Here is a 15,875-nt window from a genome sequence, read left to right on the forward strand (position 1 = left end):
TTCAGTCGCCGGGCTTGAGGGATTTCTTCGGATAGATGTCGTAGCGGCTCGACTTGCCTTCCAGGGCGTAAGCCGGCTTGACCCCCTCGACCGCCGGGGCCTTGCGCGGGCGCTTGACCACCACCCGGTGCGTGGCCAGGGCCAGCGCCGCCGCGAGCAGCGCCGGGGCATCCACATCGGCCCCGACCAGCGGGCGGAACAGGCGCATTTCCTTCTTCACCTGGGCACTCTTGTCGCGATGCGGAAACATCGGGTCGAGATAGATCACCTGCGGCGGCTCGCCGGCCCAGGCCTGCATCAGTTCGATGGCATCCGCGCCATGCAACTGCATGCGCGCCACGATCGGTGCGACCTCGGCATCTGCCGCCGCGCGGCGCAGGCCATCCTCGAGCAGGGCCGCCACCAGGGGCTGGCGCTCGATCAGCGCGACCGGGCAACCCAGCGTCGCCAGCACGAAGGCATCGCGGCCCAGCCCGGCGGTCGCATCCAGCACCCGCGGACGAACACCCGGCTGCACGCCAACCGCCTTGGCAATCATCTGCCCGCTGCCGCCGCCATGCAGGCGCCGATGGGCGGCGGCCCCCTCGACAAAATCGACGCGCACCGGCCCCGGGCCATGCTCGACCAGCTCCACCAGTTGCAAGCCGGCCGCACCCACCTGCAGGGCGAAATCCGCTTCGCCCTGCAGCGGCAGGCCCAGGCGCTCGGCCCAGGCACGGGCCATGTCGGCAAAAATCGGATCAAGCGGCTCGACGCGGACCCTGGTGGAAAGCTGTGGCTCGCTCATGCAGAAAATGTCCCGGGTAAATCAGTTTGACTGCAGCCAGGATGCCCCGCGCGCGCTGGCGGCGTGGCGGCCTCCTAGACCGGAGCCTTTTTCGGCGTGGCCACATTGTCGCGCAGGTAGACCGGCTGGGCCTGCTCGGCAGGCAGCGCCTCGCCGCGCTGCCAGGCAAAGCGTGCCAGTTGCAACAGGTCCTCGGCATGCGGCAGCAGGTCCCCGGCACAGGCCGCCACTGCAGGCAGGCGCTCGCGGTAACTGCCCCAGCCAGTCCCGGCGCCGAACCAGTCACCTTGCGCCAGGCGCGGCAGGCTGGCGCGCTCCGCCGGCAGCACTTGCTCCAGCCCCTGCAGACGCATCTCTTCCTGCTCCAGCCGGTAACAGCCCCAGTACACCTCATCCATGCGCGCGTCGATCGCCGCCGCAACCTGGATTGCCGCGAACTCGCGATGGGCGCGCTGAGCCAGCACCGCCAGGTTGGAAACCGGAAGCACCGGGCGCTGCAAGGCGAACGCCAGGCCCTGCACCACGCCGATGGCAATCCGCACCCCGGTAAATGCTCCCGGGCCGCGGCCGAAGGCGATGCCATCGATGGCCGACAGGGCAATCCCGGCTTCACTGCGCAGCGCCTCGATCATCGGCAGCAGGCGCTGGGCATGCAGGCGCGGGATGACCTCGTAGTGGCTGATGACTTTGCCATCGTGCAGCAAAGCCACGGAGCAGGCTTCGGTGGCGGTATCCAGGGCCAGCAGGGTGGTCATCGGCAGGGTCCGGCAGGTGGGTGGGCGGGCAGGCAGTATAAACGCCGACGGCCCGCAAGCGGGCCGTCGGTTGGACAACAGGGTGTCAGCTGAGGGCTGCCAGCACCTTCGCCGTGATCTCTTCCACCGAACCAACGCCGGCGATGGCGCTGTACTTCGGCGTGCCGGCCACTGCTGCCAGCTTCGAATAGAAGCCGATCAGCGGCTTGGTCTGCGCATGGTAGACCGACAGGCGATGGCGCACGGTGGCCTCCTGGTCGTCCTCGCGCTGAATCAGCTCGTCACCGGTTTCATCATCCTTGCCCGCCGCTTTCGGCGGATTGTGCTCGGTATGGTAGACCCGGCCGGAAGCCGGGTGCACCCGGCGACCGGAGATGCGGCCAACAATCTCTTCGTCCTCGACGGCGATTTCAACCACGTGATCGATGGTCACGCCAGCCTGCTGCAGGGCTTCAGCCTGGGGAATGGTGCGCGGAAAGCCATCGAACAGGAAACCCTTGGCGCAATCCGGCTGGGCGATGCGCTCCTTGACCAGGTTGATGATCAGGTCATCGGAAACCAGGCCACCGGCATCCATCACGCTCTTGGCCTTCAGGCCGAGCTCGGTGCCCGCCTTGACCGCGGCACGCAACATGTCGCCGGTGGAGATCTGCGGAATGCCGAACTTCTCGGTGATGAAGCGAGCCTGGGTACCTTTGCCGGCACCGGGCGCCCCCAGCAGAATCACGCGCATCGATGTGCTCCTAAAGATTGGACTAGAAGTTTGCAGATTCGCCTCTTGCGGCCAATCCCGGAATCTGTAGGGCGCGATGCCCCCAAGGGATGCCAAGATACACAGCACACCCCCCACGCACAAGCCACCAAAAGTCGAATGGGCGCCGGCATCAACCGGTATTGCGCAACCCGGCAGCAATGCCCGCGACGCTCACCAGCAGGGCCTGTTCGAGGCTGGCCGCGGGCAGCTCGCGCGCCCCTCGGGACCGCGCCAGCAGCTCTACCTGGAGCAGGTGCAGGGGGTCCAGGTAGGTGTTGCGCAGGCTGATTGATTCGAGGGTCTGCGGACTGTGGCCCAGCAGATCTGACTGTCCGGTCACGGCCAGTACTGCAGCGCCCGCCTGCGACAATAGGCCGCGCAACTGATCACCCAATGGTCGCAATTCGTCCGCCACCAGCCGCTCGTCATAGCGCTGGGCAATCGCCCGGTCGGCTTTGGCCAGGACCATTTCCAGCATGTCGATGCGCGTGCGAAAGAACGGCCAGCGGGCGCACATCTCCCGCAGCAGGGGCAATTCGCCGCGTCGCAGGGCGTTTTCCAGCGCCGTTTCCCAGCCCAGCCAGGCGGGCAGCATCAGCCGCGTCTGCGTCCAGGCAAAGATCCAGGGAATCGCGCGCAGACTCTCCACCCCGCCCTCACCGCGCTTGGCCGGACGACTGCCCAGCGGCAGGCGCGCCAGCTCCTGCTCTGGCGTGGCCTGGCGAAAATAGGCGACAAACTGCGGATGCTCGCGAACAATCGCCCGGTAGGTAGCGACGCCATCAGCCGCCAGCCGGCCCATCACCGCGCGCCAGGCCGGCTCGGGGGCCGGCGGTGGCAGCAGAGTGGCCTCCAGTACGGCGGCCAGATAGAGGCTGAGATTCTGTTCGGCGATGCCCGGCAGGCCAAACTTGAAGCGGATCATTTCGCCCTGCTCGGTGGTGCGAAAGCGCCCAGCCACCGAGCCCGGTGGCTGCGAGAGGATCGCCGCGTGCGCCGGACCGCCGCCGCGCCCAACCGTGCCGCCACGGCCGTGAAACAGCAGCAGCTCGACCGCATGCTGCTGGCAGACGGCCACCAGGGTTTCCTGCGCACGGTACTGCGCCCAGGCCGCCGCCGTGGTGCCGGCGTCCTTGGCCGAATCGGAATAGCCGATCATCACCTCCTGCGGGCCCTGCAAGCGCTGGCGATAGCCGGGCAGGCCGAGCAGGCGGTCGATCACCGGTCCGGCTTGCTCCAGGTCGGCCAGGGTTTCGAACAGCGGCACCACCCGCATCGCACGCAGTACGCCGGCTTCCTTGAGCAGCAATTGCACCGCCAGCACATCCGAAGGGGCTCCCGCCATGGAGATCACATAGGAGCCCAGGGAAGCCGCGGGGGCCTCGGCGACAACCCGGCAGGTCGCCAGCACCTCCGCGGTATCCGGAGTTGCCTGGAAATGCCGGGGCAGCAGCGGCCGCGGGTTGTCCAGTTCGCGCAGGAGAAACTCGACACGCGCCGCCTCGCTCCACTCCAGATAGCTGCCAAGGCCCAGGTAACGGGTGATTTCATCCAGGCTCGCGGCATGCCGGGACGCGTCCTGGCGAATGTCCAGGCGCACCAGGAACAGGCCGAAGGTGTTCGCCCGGCGCAGGCAATCCAGTACGGCACCCTCGGCGATCACCGCCATGCCGCACGCGTGCAGCGACTGGTAGCACAGCTCCAGCGGCTCCAGCAGTTGCAGGTTGTCCTGCAGCACCTCCGGCGCTGCGGCGATCTCTGCCTGCAGGGCCTCCTCGGCCCAGCTACGGGTTGCCCGCAAGCGTTCGCGCAGCGGCTTGAACAGCGCACGATAGGGTTCGGCACAGGCACCGACCCGTTCCCGCAGCGCGGCGCTGGCCTGCTGCATGGAGAGGTCGGCCGCCAGCTGATCGACATCGCGCAGGAACAGGTCGGCCGCCATCCAGCGCGCCAGCAACAGCACTTCGCGGGTAACCGCCGCGGTGACATTCGGATTGCCGTCACGGTCACCGCCCATCCAGGAGGCAAAGCGGATCGGCGCGGCGTCCAGTGGCAAGCCCCGCCCGGTGGCCGCGCGCAGGGCCTGATCGGTCTGCCGCAGCACTGCCGGCAGCGCCTGCCAGAGCGAATGCTCGATCACCGCGAAGCCCCACTTGGCCTCATCCACCGGCGTCGGCCGGCTGCGCCGAATTTCATCGGTGTACCAGGCCTCGGCAATCAGCCCGCGCAAACGCTGGTTGATGCGCTCGCGCTCGGCCGCGCCGAGATCGCTGTGATCAAGCAACGCCAGTTGCCCGGCGATGGCGTCATATTTCTGGATCAGAGTCCGCCGCGCGATTTCCGTGGGATGCGCGGTCAGCACCAGTTCGATCTGCAGCCCGCTGACCTGGCGCAGCAACTGCTCGGCCGGGTGCCCGGCCGCCAGCAGGCGCTCGAGCAGGGCCGGCAGCGCGAGCAGCTCGAAAGGCTGCGCCTCGTCGCTGCGGAGCCGGCGAATCTGGTGATACTGCTCGGCAATATTGGCCAGGTTGAGGAAATGGCTGAACGCCCGCACCACGGGCAGCAGTTCGTCGGCGTCCAGGGCATTCAGAACGGCCGCCAGCTGCCCGGCATCCTCGTCAGCGCGCCGCGAACGCTTGGCGCCCTGGCGAATGCGCTCGATCTTGTCGAAGAATGCCGCCCCCTGCTGGGCGCGCAGGGTGTCGCCAAGCAACTGACCGAGCAGGTGTACATTTTCCCGCAAACGCGCGTCGATTTCCGCCATGCCCACCTACTCCGCCAAAGCCTGCAAGGGCTGGACCCCGGAACCAGCCAGCACCCGGACCCTGCTGGAAAGCATGGGCTGCGCACCCGCGAGTGTCCAGCCTGCCGGTTTCGCTTGCCGGGCACTTGCCGATGCGCGGAACGGTCTAGGCTTATAGGGCAGGCCCGCAACAGGATCGACTTGAGTGGCTGGCGGATGCGCCGGCCCGGGAGGAGGTGAAGATGAAAATTCGCGACCTGGTCAAACAGTGGGAGCAGAACGCCACGGGGCGCCTGACCAGCAACCTGTACCAGATCCGCCTGGACCTGGTCTCGGCCGCGCGCCTCAAGGCACTGGTCGAGATGTATCCCAAGCGCCACCCGGAGGAAATCCTCGGCGAACTGATCGGTGCCGCCCTGGAAGAACTGGAGGCGAGCCTGCCCTACGTCAAGGGCAACCAGGTAGTCGCCACCGACGAACAGGGTGACCCGTTGTATGAGGATGTCGGGCTGACCCCGCGTTTCCTGACGCTGTCACGCAAATACCTGCACGAGCTGGAAAAGCAGGAATAGCGCCAGCCAGAAAGCCCCCGGGCGGCCCGGGAGCAGATAGCCGGCGGGCCAGGGCCCGCTCGGCGCGGTGACTTACTCGGCCGGTTTTGGCTGCTCTTCACTGACACAGCGCACCGCGCGCTGGCGCTTGTCCACCAGGACGCCGCTGAGGCCCTTCTGCTGCATGTCGAACAGCACCAGCACGCCATCGAAGCACTGCGCAATCTGGTCGGCCGGCTGCAGCGAGACCTTGTAGTCCACACCCTCGACGGTCTTGAGCATGGTGAACTCGTTCAGCAGCAGGGCATCCTCCTGCTTGGCGAAATGCAGGTAGCCGTAATACCAGAGCACCAGCACAGTGCCGATGATGCTGGCGATACCGGTAAGAATCAGCGGGATAGGGCTACGTTCTGCGCTCATGATCGGTTCACTTATCGACGGAATTGAAAGGAGAGTCTTGCGGGCGCCAAGGATACCTCAGGCGCCCGGGCGCTGTTGAGGCCTGCACGCTTCAAGGCGGCGGAATACTTGCGGGAACTTCCGCCAGGCGCCGCAGGCCGCTGAATCCGGCCGGATCCTGCAGGTAAGTCAGCATGACCTCGCGCCAGACCGGCACATTGAAGGTTTCCACGTGGGCGCCGCGGGTCAGTTGCAGCACCCGCGGTGGCGGCGCGGCCTGGTACAGGCTGATGCCATTCGCCAGCGGCACCACCTGGTCGTCGATACTCTGGAAGATCAGCACCGGCAAGCCGTCCAGTTTCGGCATGGCGTACTGCGCACTCTCGGCCTCCGGTACCAGCCAGCTCAGCGGCACCTGCAGCGGCCAGGTTAGCCAGGCAGTGCCCAGCACGTGCTGCGCCACCTGGCGGTAGCTGGCCGGCACGCTGTCCAGTACCAGCGCCTGCAGCTGGCCCCTCTGCTGCGGGTGCTCGGCCAGGTAATGCACCGCCAGCGCCCCGCCGAGGCTTTGCCCGAGCAGCACCAGCGGCTTGCCCTGCACCTCGGCAGACTGCTGCAACCAGCGCAGCGCCGCATCGATATCGGCATACACCGCCGGCAGGCTCGGCTCGCCGGCGGAAACCCCGTAGCCGCGATAATCCAGCATCAGCACCTGGTAGCCCTGCTCCGGCAACCAGTAGCTGCCGGCCAGGTGCCAGGCCAGATTGCCGCCGTTGCCATGCAGGTGCAGCACCGTGCCCTTGACCGGCACCCCGGCCTTTACCGGCAACCACCAGCCATGCAGGCGCGTGCCATCCGCCGCGGTCAGCTGCACATCACGATATTCAAGCCCGGCTTCCTTCGGCGTGATCGGCAGGCCCGGCTCCGGAAAGAACAGCAGGCCGCTGCAGCCCGACAGCAGTAGCGCCGCCAACAGCAGCAGGCGTTTCATTGCTGTCCGCCGGCGCGGACTTCCTCGCGGGCCTTGAAGGTGGCCTCATAGATGCGTTCGGCCAGGCGCGAGAACGGCAGGCTCTGGATCCACACCGTACCAGTGCCCTTGAGCGTGGCAAGGAGAATTCCCTCGCCACCGAACAACATGCTTTTCAAGCCGCCGGCCAGGCCGATGTCATAGTCGATGCCACTGCTGAATGCCACCAGGCAGCCGGTGTCCAGGCGCAGGGTTTCGTTGTCCAGCTGTTTGCGAATCAAGGTGCCGCCGGCATGCACGAAGGCCAGCCCGTCACCCTCGAGCCGCTGCAGGATGAAGCCCTCACCGCCAAAGAAGCCGGCCCCGATGCGCTTGCTGAAGCTGATGCCGACCTGCGTGCCGAAGGCGGCGCAGAGAAAGGCATCCTTCTGGCAGATCAGGTGCCCGCCGAGCGAGCCCAATTCGATCGGCACCACCGTTCCCGGATAGGGCGCCGCAAAGCCAACCCGCGCCGGCTGCGTGCCGGCGTTGCTGAAGTGCGTGAGGAACAGCGACTCGCCGGTCAGCAGGCGCTTGCCCGCGCCCCACAACTTGCCCAGCAGGCCGCTGGCCGAACCGTCGCCCATGCGCGTGTCGAAGCGGATGCCCTCGGTCATGTAGTTCATCGCCCCGGCCTCGGCGATCACCGTCTCGCCCGGGTCGAGGATGATTTCCACCGCTTGCGCGCCGGCACCGAGGATTTCGTAGTCGAGTTGATGGCTGGGCATGGTGGATTCCTTGGCATCGGTCCGTGCTGGAGCCAGCAGGGGCAGCGAGCGAATCAGAGGATATTGGCGTAGTCCGCTTCGATCCGGTCCAGATTCAGGTGGTTGAGGAAGTTCGAGAAACACATCCAGGCCGACAGCGCATTCAGGTCGCGAAACTGCGGCGGCAGGTACTTGGGCGGCACCAGCAGACCCTCGTCGACCAGCTGGCGCAGGGTGCGCATGTCTTCCAGGGTGGTCTTGCCGCTGAACAGCAGGGGGATCTGCTCCAGCTTGCCCTTGCGCACCGCGAGCTGGATGTAGTTGTAGATCAGGATGAAGCCCTTGAGGTAGGACAGGTCCTTGGTGAACGGCAGACCGTCCGGGGTCGAGCCGCGAAACACCCGGCTGGAATTACTGTAGCTGCTCTCGGCACTGAAACCCTGCTCGCGGTAGAAGTGGTAAACCTCGAGGAAGTCCGCGCCCTCCTCGGCCATGTGGATGGCCCGGGTGCGGTTGGTCAGCTTGCGCAGGCGGGTCGGGTAGGAGGTGAAGCTGATGACCTCCATGAGGATCGCCAGTCCTTCCTGGGTGACGGTCGACGAGGGCGGCCCCTTGGCCAGGAAGGTGCAGAACGGCTGGTTGAGACCATTCAGGGTAGTGGCCACATGCACCATGCCTTCATGCACTTCCAGCGCCCGCACATCGCGCGGATTGAACAGTGCATCGCTGCGGATCTTGATGTAGTCGGCCCCGGCTGCCGCATCGGCGACGATGCCGTCGGATTCGAACACGCGGATGGTGTCGTCGCCGAACACCGCGGCCAGACGCTCCTGCAGGATGGCTACGGCATCACTGGCGGTGAGCGTCTTGGCCTCGTCCTTGAGATCGCCACGACTGTCGATGTTGTTCAGGTAACCGGACAGCATCAGCCCCAGATCGGCCAGGGTCGGATCACCGGCATGGAAGGCGTCGGACGCGGCGCCGTAGAGTTCCTGGGAGATCAGGCCGAAATCCGCCGTACCGCGCGCTTCGAGCATGCGGATGACCATGCGGTATTCCTTGCACATGCGCCGCATGATCTGCCCGACCGGGTTGAACTGGCCGAGCTGGCGGGTGATGTCGCGCTCGATGTTCTGCAGTTCGAGCTTTTTCTCGCCGGCGTCGAACGGCAATGGCCGGTTCTCGTAGTAAGCCCGGTCGACCTGCGGCAGCGCCTTGCCGCCGGCCTTGAGAAAAGCCTGGCCAACCGCATCATCCCACTTGATCGCGTCAAGCACGCGGATCGGGTTCTGCGCCAGCACGATGCGCTCCGACAGGGCGCGAATGGTCTGCTGATAGTCCTCCGGCGACTTGCGCGTGCTCATGCGGGCCTCACTGCCCGCTGCGCTGGTAGCGGGCAGCCTCGACGAACACATCGGCATTCGCCGGATCGTTGAGGAACGCCAGCACATCGGCAGCCGGGGCGGTGACCAGTGCGCTTTCGCCCTCCACCGTGTCGATCACCTCGCCCTGCAGGCGCCCGGCGCGGATCTCGTCGATGAACAGCTGGTTATCCAGGCTGTAGACCAGCAACTCGTTGCTGCTGGTGATCTCGAACCCGCCAACCGCGAAGCTTTCACCAAAGCGCCGGGGCAGGCGCGTGGAGAGATACCAGCGGTGGCCGCTGTGATTGACGGTGAAGTCATATTCCTCGGCGCCTTCCAGGTTTTCCGGACTGCCGGCCATCAGCCGCGCCCTGAAACTGTTCTCGCCGGAACGGCTGATATCGAGAAACATCTGCTCGCCCCACTCGTTGCTGCGCGACCATTCACCGAGCAGCGCCAACGGTGGCGGCTCGTTGGCCGGCAGCGGCTCGCGAAACACCACCAGGCAGCCACCGAGCAGCAGGAAAGACAGGGCCAGCACAACACGCAATGCTTTCACTAAGCGCTCCTTGTGACGCGAAAAGACCAGGCGACCACTCTTACAAGCCGGTGACCAGGTAAAGATAGCGTTTCAGAATCCCGCGGGTCTCATCCACGTCGATATTTTCCAGCCCGACCAGCAGGCCCTGATACTCCATGCGCAGAATGATCGACGTCAACAAGTGCGCATCTTCGCGCGGACGCTTCGAACCGAGGGCCTCGAAAAACAGGTCGACGCCACTGGCGAGGATCTGCTGGTGGGCCATGCTCACCTGGCGCAGGGCCGGATTGTTCAGGGCCTCCAGGCGCAGGGCCTGTTCCGCCAGCAACCCGTCGCGGTTGTCGCGCAGCTGGTTGCGCACATACAGCAGGGCGCGCTCGACCACATGGTCAACCACGGCGCGACGCGACGCTTCATCCTGCTTAAGACCGGCCGAGAGCGCCTGCAGATCGGTTTCGGCATCGGCCCAGAAGCGCGACAGCATGGCCGCATTGTGCTCGACAAACTGGGCAAAGGTGTCGGTAATCAGGTCGTTGATGTCTTTGAAGTAGTAGGTGGTCGCCGACAGCGGCACCCCGGCTTCGGCGGCTACCGCGCGGTGGCGCACCGCGCGCACCCCGTCGCGCACGATGATGCGCATGGCGGCATCGAGAATGGCCTGGCGGCGCTGCTCGCTGCCCTTGCGGCTGGCCTTGCGGCCCTGATACTGGATGCTCTCGGCCAGCGCACTGGCAACTTCCGAAGCACCTTCTCCGACGGCTCTGTTGGTCACGACGGTTGAATCCCGGCAAGTGGACAATCGTTAAGGCACATTGTCCCGCCCGCCCAGCCAACAAGCAATGCCGGGGCTGCCGGCATTGCTTGTTGGCTCAGAGTTCCGGACGCATGTGCGGGAACAGGATCACGTCGCGGATCGACGGCGAATTGGTCAGCAGCATGACCAGCCGGTCGATGCCGATGCCCTCGCCGGCGGTCGGCGGCATGCCGTATTCGAGGGCACGCACGAAGTCGGCGTCGAAGTGCATGGCCTCGTCGTCGCCGGCATCCTTGTCCGCCACCTGGGCCATGAAGCGCTCGGCCTGGTCTTCCGCATCATTCAGCTCGGAATAGGCGTTGGCGATCTCGCGGCCGCCGATGAACAGCTCGAAGCGGTCGGTGACATTCGGGTTCTGGTCGTTGCGCCGCGCCAGCGGCGAGACTTCGAACGGGTACTGGGTGATGAAGTGCGGCTGCTCCAGCTTATGCTCGACCAGCTCCTCGAAAATCATCACCTGCAGCTTGCCCAGCCCTTCGTGGCCGAGCAGCTTGGCTCCGGCGCGCTTGGCGATGGCGCGAGCGGACTCCAGATCATTCAGATCGGCGGCGCTGATGTCCGGGTTGTACCTGAGGATCGAGTCGAACACCGAGAGGCGGGCGAACGGCTCGCCGAAATGGAACAGCTTGTCGCCGTAGGGTACGTCGGTACTGCCCAGCACCAGCTGCGCCAGCTCGCGGAACAGCTCTTCGGTGAGGTCCATCATGTCCTCGTAGTCGGCGTAGGCCTGATAGAACTCGAGCATGGTGAACTCGGGGTTGTGCCGGGTCGACACGCCTTCGTTGCGGAAGTTGCGGTTGATCTCGAACACCCGCTCGAAACCGCCGACCACCAGGCGCTTGAGGTACAGCTCCGGGGCGATGCGCAGGAACATCGGCAGATCCAGGGCGTTGTGATGAGTCTCGAACGGCTTGGCCGCGGCGCCACCGGGGATCATCTGCAGCATCGGCGTTTCCACTTCGAGGAAATCGCGCTCGCGGAGGAACTGGCGGACATGCGCGATCACCTGCGAGCGCACGCGGAAAGTCTCGCGCACCTCGTCATTGACGATCAGGTCGACATAGCGCTGGCGATAGCGCTGCTCGGTGTCGGTCAGGCCGTGGAACTTGTCCGGCAGCGGGCGCAGCGCCTTGGTCAGCAGGCGCACATTGCGCAGGTCGACATACAGGTCGCCCTTGCCGGAACGGGCCAGGCTGCCCTCGGCAGCAATGATGTCACCCAGGTCGAAGTGCTTGAGGGCTTCCAGTTGTTCGTCACCCAGGGTCTTGCGGTTGACGTACAGCTGGATGCGCCCGCTCATGTCCTGCAGCACCAGGAAGGCGCCACGGTTGAGCATCAGGCGCCCGGCGACCTTGACCTGAATCGCCGCGGCTTCCAGCTCTTCCTTGCTCTTGCCGGCGTTGGCCCGCTGCAGGTCGGCGCAGTAGCTGTCGCGGCGAAAGTCATTGGGGAAGGCATTGCCCTGCTCACGCACGACGCCAAGCTTTTCCTTGCGCTGGGCAATCAGCTTGTTTTCTTCCTCGTGGATCGCGTGCTCGTTCAGCGGTTGTTCGCTCATGGTCGTAGGGTTCCGAAAAATGTAATCAGGTCTGGCTGGACGCTTACAGGCCTTGCTTGAGGCTGGCTTCCAGGTACTCGTCAAGGTCGCCATCGAGCACCTTGTCGCAGTCACTGCGCTCGATATTGGTGCGCAGGTCCTTGATCCGCGAGGCGTCGAGCACATACGAGCGGATCTGGTGGCCCCAGCCGATGTCCGACTTGGAATCCTCCAGCTCCTGCGAGGCGGCGTTGCGCTTCTGCACTTCCTGTTCGTACAGGCGCGCGCGCAGCATCTTCATCGCCGTGTCCTTGTTGGCGTGCTGGGAACGCTCGTTCTGGCAGCAGACCACGGTGTTGCTCGGCAGGTGGGTGATCCGTACCGCCGAGTCGGTGGTGTTGACGTGCTGGCCACCGGCGCCCGAGGAGCGGTAGGTGTCGATGCGCAGGTCCGACGGGTTGATCTCGATCTCGATGTTGTCGTCGATTTCCGGCGAGACGAACACCGCGGTGAACGAGGTGTGCCGGCGGTTGCCCGAGTCGAACGGGCTCTTGCGCACCAGGCGGTGCACGCCGATCTCGGTACGCAGCCAGCCAAAGGCGTATTCGCCCTTGATATGCACGGTAGCGCCCTTGATCCCGGCCACTTCGCCGGCGGACAGTTCCATGATAGTGGCCTCGAAACCGCGCTTGTCGGCCCAGCGCAGGTACATGCGCAGCAGCATGTTGGCCCAGTCCTGGGCCTCGGTGCCGCCGGACCCGGCCTGGATATCCAGGTAGGCGTTGTTGGCGTCCATCTCGCCGCTGAACATGCGGCGGAACTCGAGCTTCTCGAGGATCGAGCAGAGACGGTCCAGTTCGCTGCTGATATCGGCGACGGCACCCTCGTCGTTTTCCTCGACCGCCATCTCCAGCAGGTCACGGGAATCGGCCAGACCACCCTCGAGATCGTCCAGGGTATCGACGATCAGCGCCAGCTGGGCGCGCTCGCGACCCAGGTTCTGGGCGTACTCCGGGTTGTTCCAGACGTTGGGGTCTTCGAGTTCGCGGTTTACTTCGACCAGCCGATCATGCTTGTGATCGTAGTCAAAGATACCCCCGAATGGTCAGGGTCCGTTCGGACAGGTCCTTGATACGGTTGAGAATCGGGTTGATTTCCATGGCTGGCAGCACTCACGGGTAAAACAGGCGGAAAAGCCGGCGAGTATACCCGAGTCGGCCTGCGCTGGCAGCCGCGACGCAGCGCAAGCGTTTGCCTGGCCGGATTTAGCGGCTACTCTATCGATAAATACGAACGGCAGCGCCAGCCATCTCAAAAAAACCATAGCGAGCACCCACTTTCATGATGACCCTGCGCCAGATCCGTCACTTCATCGCCGTGGCCGAGACCGGCTCCATCTCGGCAGCCGCCCAGGCGGTGTACATCTCGCAGTCGACCCTGACCCTGGCGATCCAGCAACTCGAGGAAGAAATCGGCGTGCGCCTGTTCGACCGCCACGCCAAGGGCATGACCCTGACCCACCAGGGCCACCAGTTCCTGCGCCAGTCGCACCTGATCCTGGCCACCGTCGACAACGCCAAGCGCAGCCTGCAGCAGAGCACCGACCAGGTTGCCGGCAGCCTGACCATCGGCGTCAGCAGCCTGGTCGCCGGCTACTACCTGGCCGACCTGATCACCCGCTTCCAGCGCGCCTTCCCCAACGTGCAGACGCGGGTGGTCGAAGACGAACGCAGCTATATCGAGCACCTGCTGGTCAGCGGCGAAATCGATATCGGCGTGCTCATTCTGTCCAACCTGGAAGACCGCCACGCCCTGCAGACCGAAGTCCTCACCCACTCGCCGCACCGCCTGTGGCTGCCGCCACGGCACCCGCTGCTGGAGCACGACAGTATCAGCCTGGGCGATGTCGCCGAGGAGCCGCTGATCCAGCTCAACGCCGACGAGATGGGCCTGCACACCCAGCGCATCTGGGCCCGCGCCGGCCTGACGCCGAAAGTGACGCTGCGTACCGCCTCAGTGGAAGCCGTGCGCAGCCTGGTGGCTGCCGGCCTGGGCATCTCCATCCAGCCGGACATGACCTACCGCCCCTGGTCGCTGGAAGGCGACATCATCGAGGCACGCCCGCTGGTCGATCTCAGCGAGACCCTGGATGTCGGCATGGTCTGGCGCCGGGGCACCGCCAGGCCGGCGCTGGTCGACCCGTTCCTGACCGTGGCGCGCGAACAGCCGCACGGGCGCCGACATTCGATTTAATCGAATGGTGCTTTCAATAATTAGTATTTGTTGACCTCCCATCCTGCCCCTAGTCTCAATCCAACCTCAGGGGCATCCGCGTCACTCTTGCCGGAGCCAGTCATGCCCCCCGCACCAACCAGCGAAATTCCGAGTAGTGCCGCGATGAACGCCAGTGCCAGCCCGCGCATCTTTCCCAACCAGTTGCTGATCGCCGGCGAACTGGTGACGGGCGACGGGATTGCCGAGCCAATCATCAACCCGGCCACCGGCGAAGTCATCTGCAGCGTGCAGGAGGCTTCCGGCGAGCAGCTGGAAAGCGCGGTGCGCTCGGCGACCCTGGCCTTTGCCCAGTGGTCCAGAACCACCCCGGCGCAGCGCTCCGCCGTCCTGCTCGAGATTGCCGACGCCATCGAGCGCCAGGCCGACCTGCTGGCCAGCCTGGAGTCGATCAACTGCGGCAAGCCGCTGCACCTGGCGCGCCAGGACGACCTCAGCGCCAGCGCCGATGTATTCCGCTTCTTCGCCGGCGCCGTGCGCTGCCAGCAGGGCCAACTGGCCGGCGAGTACCTGCCGGGCTACACCAGCATGGTACGCCGCGACCCGATCGGCCTGGTCGCCTCCATCGCGCCATGGAACTACCCGCTGATGATGGCCGCCTGGAAGCTGGCACCAGCCCTGGCCGCCGGCAACTGCGTGATCTTCAAGCCCTCCGAGCACACCCCGCTGTCGACCCTGGCCCTGGCCCCGGCACTGAATGCAATCCTCCCGCCGGGGGTACTCAACCTGCTCTGTGGCGGCGGCGAAAGCGTCGGCAGCCCGCTGGTCAGCCACCCGAAGATCCGCATGGTGTCATTGACCGGCGACATCATCACCGGGCAGAAGATCCTCCAGGCCGCGGCGCGCACCCTCAAGCGCACCCACCTGGAGCTCGGCGGCAAGGCCCCGGTGATCGTCTGCGACGACGCCGACCTCGCCGCGGTGGTCGAAGGCGTGCGCACCTGGGGCTACTACAACGCCGGCCAGGACTGCACCGCGGCCTGCCGCATCTACGCCCAGGCCGGCATCCATGAGCGCCTGGTCGCCGCACTGGGCGACGCGGTAAGCAGCCTGCGCTTTGCCCGCAAGAACGACGCCGAGAACGAAATCGGCCCACTGATCAGTGCCCGCCAGCGTGACCGCGTGGCCAGCTTCGTCGAGCGCGCGTTGAGCCAGCCACACATCGAGCGCATCACCGGTGCGGCCGTGCACTCCGGCCCCGGCTTCTTCTACCAGCCGACCCTGCTCGCCGGTTGCCGGCAGGCTGACGAGATCGTCCAGCGCGAGGTGTTCGGCCCGGTGGTGACGGTGACCCGTTTTGACGAACTGAGCCAGGCCGTGAGCTGGGCCAACGACTCCGAATATGGTCTAGCCTCATCGGTATGGACCCGGAACCTGGACAAGGCCATGCAGGTGGCCAGCCACCTGCAGTACGGCTGCACCTGGATCAACAGCCACTTCATGCTGGTCAGCGAGATGCCCCACGGCGGCCTCAAGCGCTCCGGCTATGGCAAGGACCTGTCCAGCGACTCGCTACAAGACTACAGCGTGGTGCGCCACATCATGGCGCGCCACTCCGGACAATTGATGTAACCACCAACGGCCGCCAGGCCTGCTTCATGACGTAACGGCCCATACCAATA

At 65.5% G+C, this 15,875-nt stretch carries 15 protein-coding genes; 3 read left to right on the forward strand and 12 right to left on the reverse strand.

What is annotated here, in order from left to right; all coding sequences use genetic code 11:
• Position 1: 1 nt before the first annotated feature.
• The 4 genes from ISX93_RS11085 to ppc all read right to left on the reverse strand — a co-directional run bounded on the left by ISX93_RS11085 (position 2) and on the right by ppc (position 5,060).
• Positions 2–787 (reverse strand): class I SAM-dependent methyltransferase, encoded by a 786-nt coding sequence (locus tag ISX93_RS11085; protein WP_195778785.1) that lies wholly within the window; start codon positions 785–787, stop codon positions 2–4.
• Between the two features lie 74 nt (positions 788–861).
• Positions 862–1,542 carry a tRNA (adenosine(37)-N6)-threonylcarbamoyltransferase complex dimerization subunit type 1 TsaB gene (gene tsaB / locus ISX93_RS11090; RefSeq protein ID WP_195778786.1) on the reverse strand — a complete coding sequence of 227 codons (681 nt, stop codon included), beginning with the start codon at positions 1,540–1,542 and terminating at the stop codon, positions 862–864.
• Between the two features lie 85 nt (positions 1,543–1,627).
• Positions 1,628–2,275 (reverse strand): adenylate kinase, encoded by a 648-nt coding sequence (gene adk, locus ISX93_RS11095; protein ID WP_195778787.1) that lies wholly within the window; start codon positions 2,273–2,275, stop codon positions 1,628–1,630.
• Positions 2,276–2,426: 151 nt separating this feature from the next.
• The gene (gene ppc / locus ISX93_RS11100; RefSeq protein WP_195778788.1) at positions 2,427–5,060 is read right to left on the reverse strand and encodes a phosphoenolpyruvate carboxylase; all 2,634 of its coding nucleotides are present in this window, start codon (positions 5,058–5,060) and stop codon (positions 2,427–2,429) included.
• Between the two features lie 221 nt (positions 5,061–5,281).
• Between ppc and ISX93_RS11105 the strand changes: the two genes are divergently transcribed.
• Complete coding sequence (locus ISX93_RS11105; protein WP_195778789.1) at positions 5,282–5,611, forward strand: pilin assembly protein; 330 nt, start codon at positions 5,282–5,284, stop codon at positions 5,609–5,611.
• A gap of 72 nt (positions 5,612–5,683) precedes the next feature.
• On the opposite strand, the gene ISX93_RS11110 is transcribed toward ISX93_RS11105, so the two are convergent.
• From ISX93_RS11110 to prfB, 8 genes are all read right to left on the reverse strand, one after another.
• Entirely contained in the window at positions 5,684–6,010 is a 327-nt protein-coding gene (locus ISX93_RS11110; RefSeq protein ID WP_195778790.1) for a hypothetical protein, read from the reverse strand.
• 91 nt (positions 6,011–6,101) lie between these two features.
• Positions 6,102–6,980: an alpha/beta hydrolase gene (locus tag ISX93_RS11115; RefSeq protein WP_195778791.1), complete on the reverse strand. Its 879-nt coding sequence runs from the start codon at positions 6,978–6,980 to the stop codon at positions 6,102–6,104.
• On the reverse strand, positions 6,977–7,726 hold the full coding sequence (locus ISX93_RS11120) for a TIGR00266 family protein (protein WP_195778792.1): 750 nt from the start codon (positions 7,724–7,726) through the stop codon (positions 6,977–6,979). Before ISX93_RS11120 ends, ISX93_RS11115 begins: the two co-directional genes overlap by 4 nt.
• Before the next feature lie 53 nt (positions 7,727–7,779).
• Complete coding sequence (locus tag ISX93_RS11125) at positions 7,780–9,069, reverse strand: flavohemoglobin expression-modulating QEGLA motif protein (RefSeq protein WP_195778793.1); 1,290 nt, start codon at positions 9,067–9,069, stop codon at positions 7,780–7,782.
• A 7-nt stretch (positions 9,070–9,076) separates the two neighbouring features.
• Positions 9,077–9,628: a hypothetical protein gene (locus ISX93_RS11130; protein WP_195778794.1), complete on the reverse strand. Its 552-nt coding sequence runs from the start codon at positions 9,626–9,628 to the stop codon at positions 9,077–9,079.
• Between the two features lie 40 nt (positions 9,629–9,668).
• On the reverse strand, positions 9,669–10,382 hold the full coding sequence (locus ISX93_RS11135) for a TetR/AcrR family transcriptional regulator (RefSeq protein WP_195778795.1): 714 nt from the start codon (positions 10,380–10,382) through the stop codon (positions 9,669–9,671).
• A gap of 97 nt (positions 10,383–10,479) precedes the next feature.
• A complete protein-coding gene (gene lysS, locus ISX93_RS11140) occupies positions 10,480–11,982 on the reverse strand; it encodes a lysine--tRNA ligase (RefSeq protein WP_195778796.1) in 1,503 nt (500 codons plus the stop codon).
• A 43-nt stretch (positions 11,983–12,025) separates the two neighbouring features.
• Positions 12,026–13,121 (reverse strand): peptide chain release factor 2 gene (prfB, locus tag ISX93_RS11145; RefSeq protein ID WP_195778797.1). Its coding sequence is split into 2 segments (ribosomal slippage): positions 12,026–13,048 and positions 13,050–13,121, totalling 1,095 coding nucleotides; the frame shifts between segments, so codons are not numbered across the junction.
• A 181-nt stretch (positions 13,122–13,302) separates the two neighbouring features.
• Between prfB and ISX93_RS11150 the strand changes: the two genes are divergently transcribed.
• Positions 13,303–14,214, forward strand: a complete 912-nt coding sequence (locus ISX93_RS11150) for a LysR family transcriptional regulator (protein WP_195778798.1) — start codon at positions 13,303–13,305, stop codon at positions 14,212–14,214.
• Positions 14,215–14,358: 144 nt separating this feature from the next.
• Complete coding sequence (locus tag ISX93_RS11155) at positions 14,359–15,825, forward strand: gamma-aminobutyraldehyde dehydrogenase (protein WP_195778839.1); 1,467 nt, start codon at positions 14,359–14,361, stop codon at positions 15,823–15,825.
• Positions 15,826–15,875: the final 50 nt, after the last annotated feature.

The sequence above is a fragment of the Pseudomonas sp. N040 genome (assembly GCF_015637705.1).
Taxonomy (GTDB): Bacteria; Pseudomonadota; Gammaproteobacteria; order Pseudomonadales; family Pseudomonadaceae; genus Aquipseudomonas.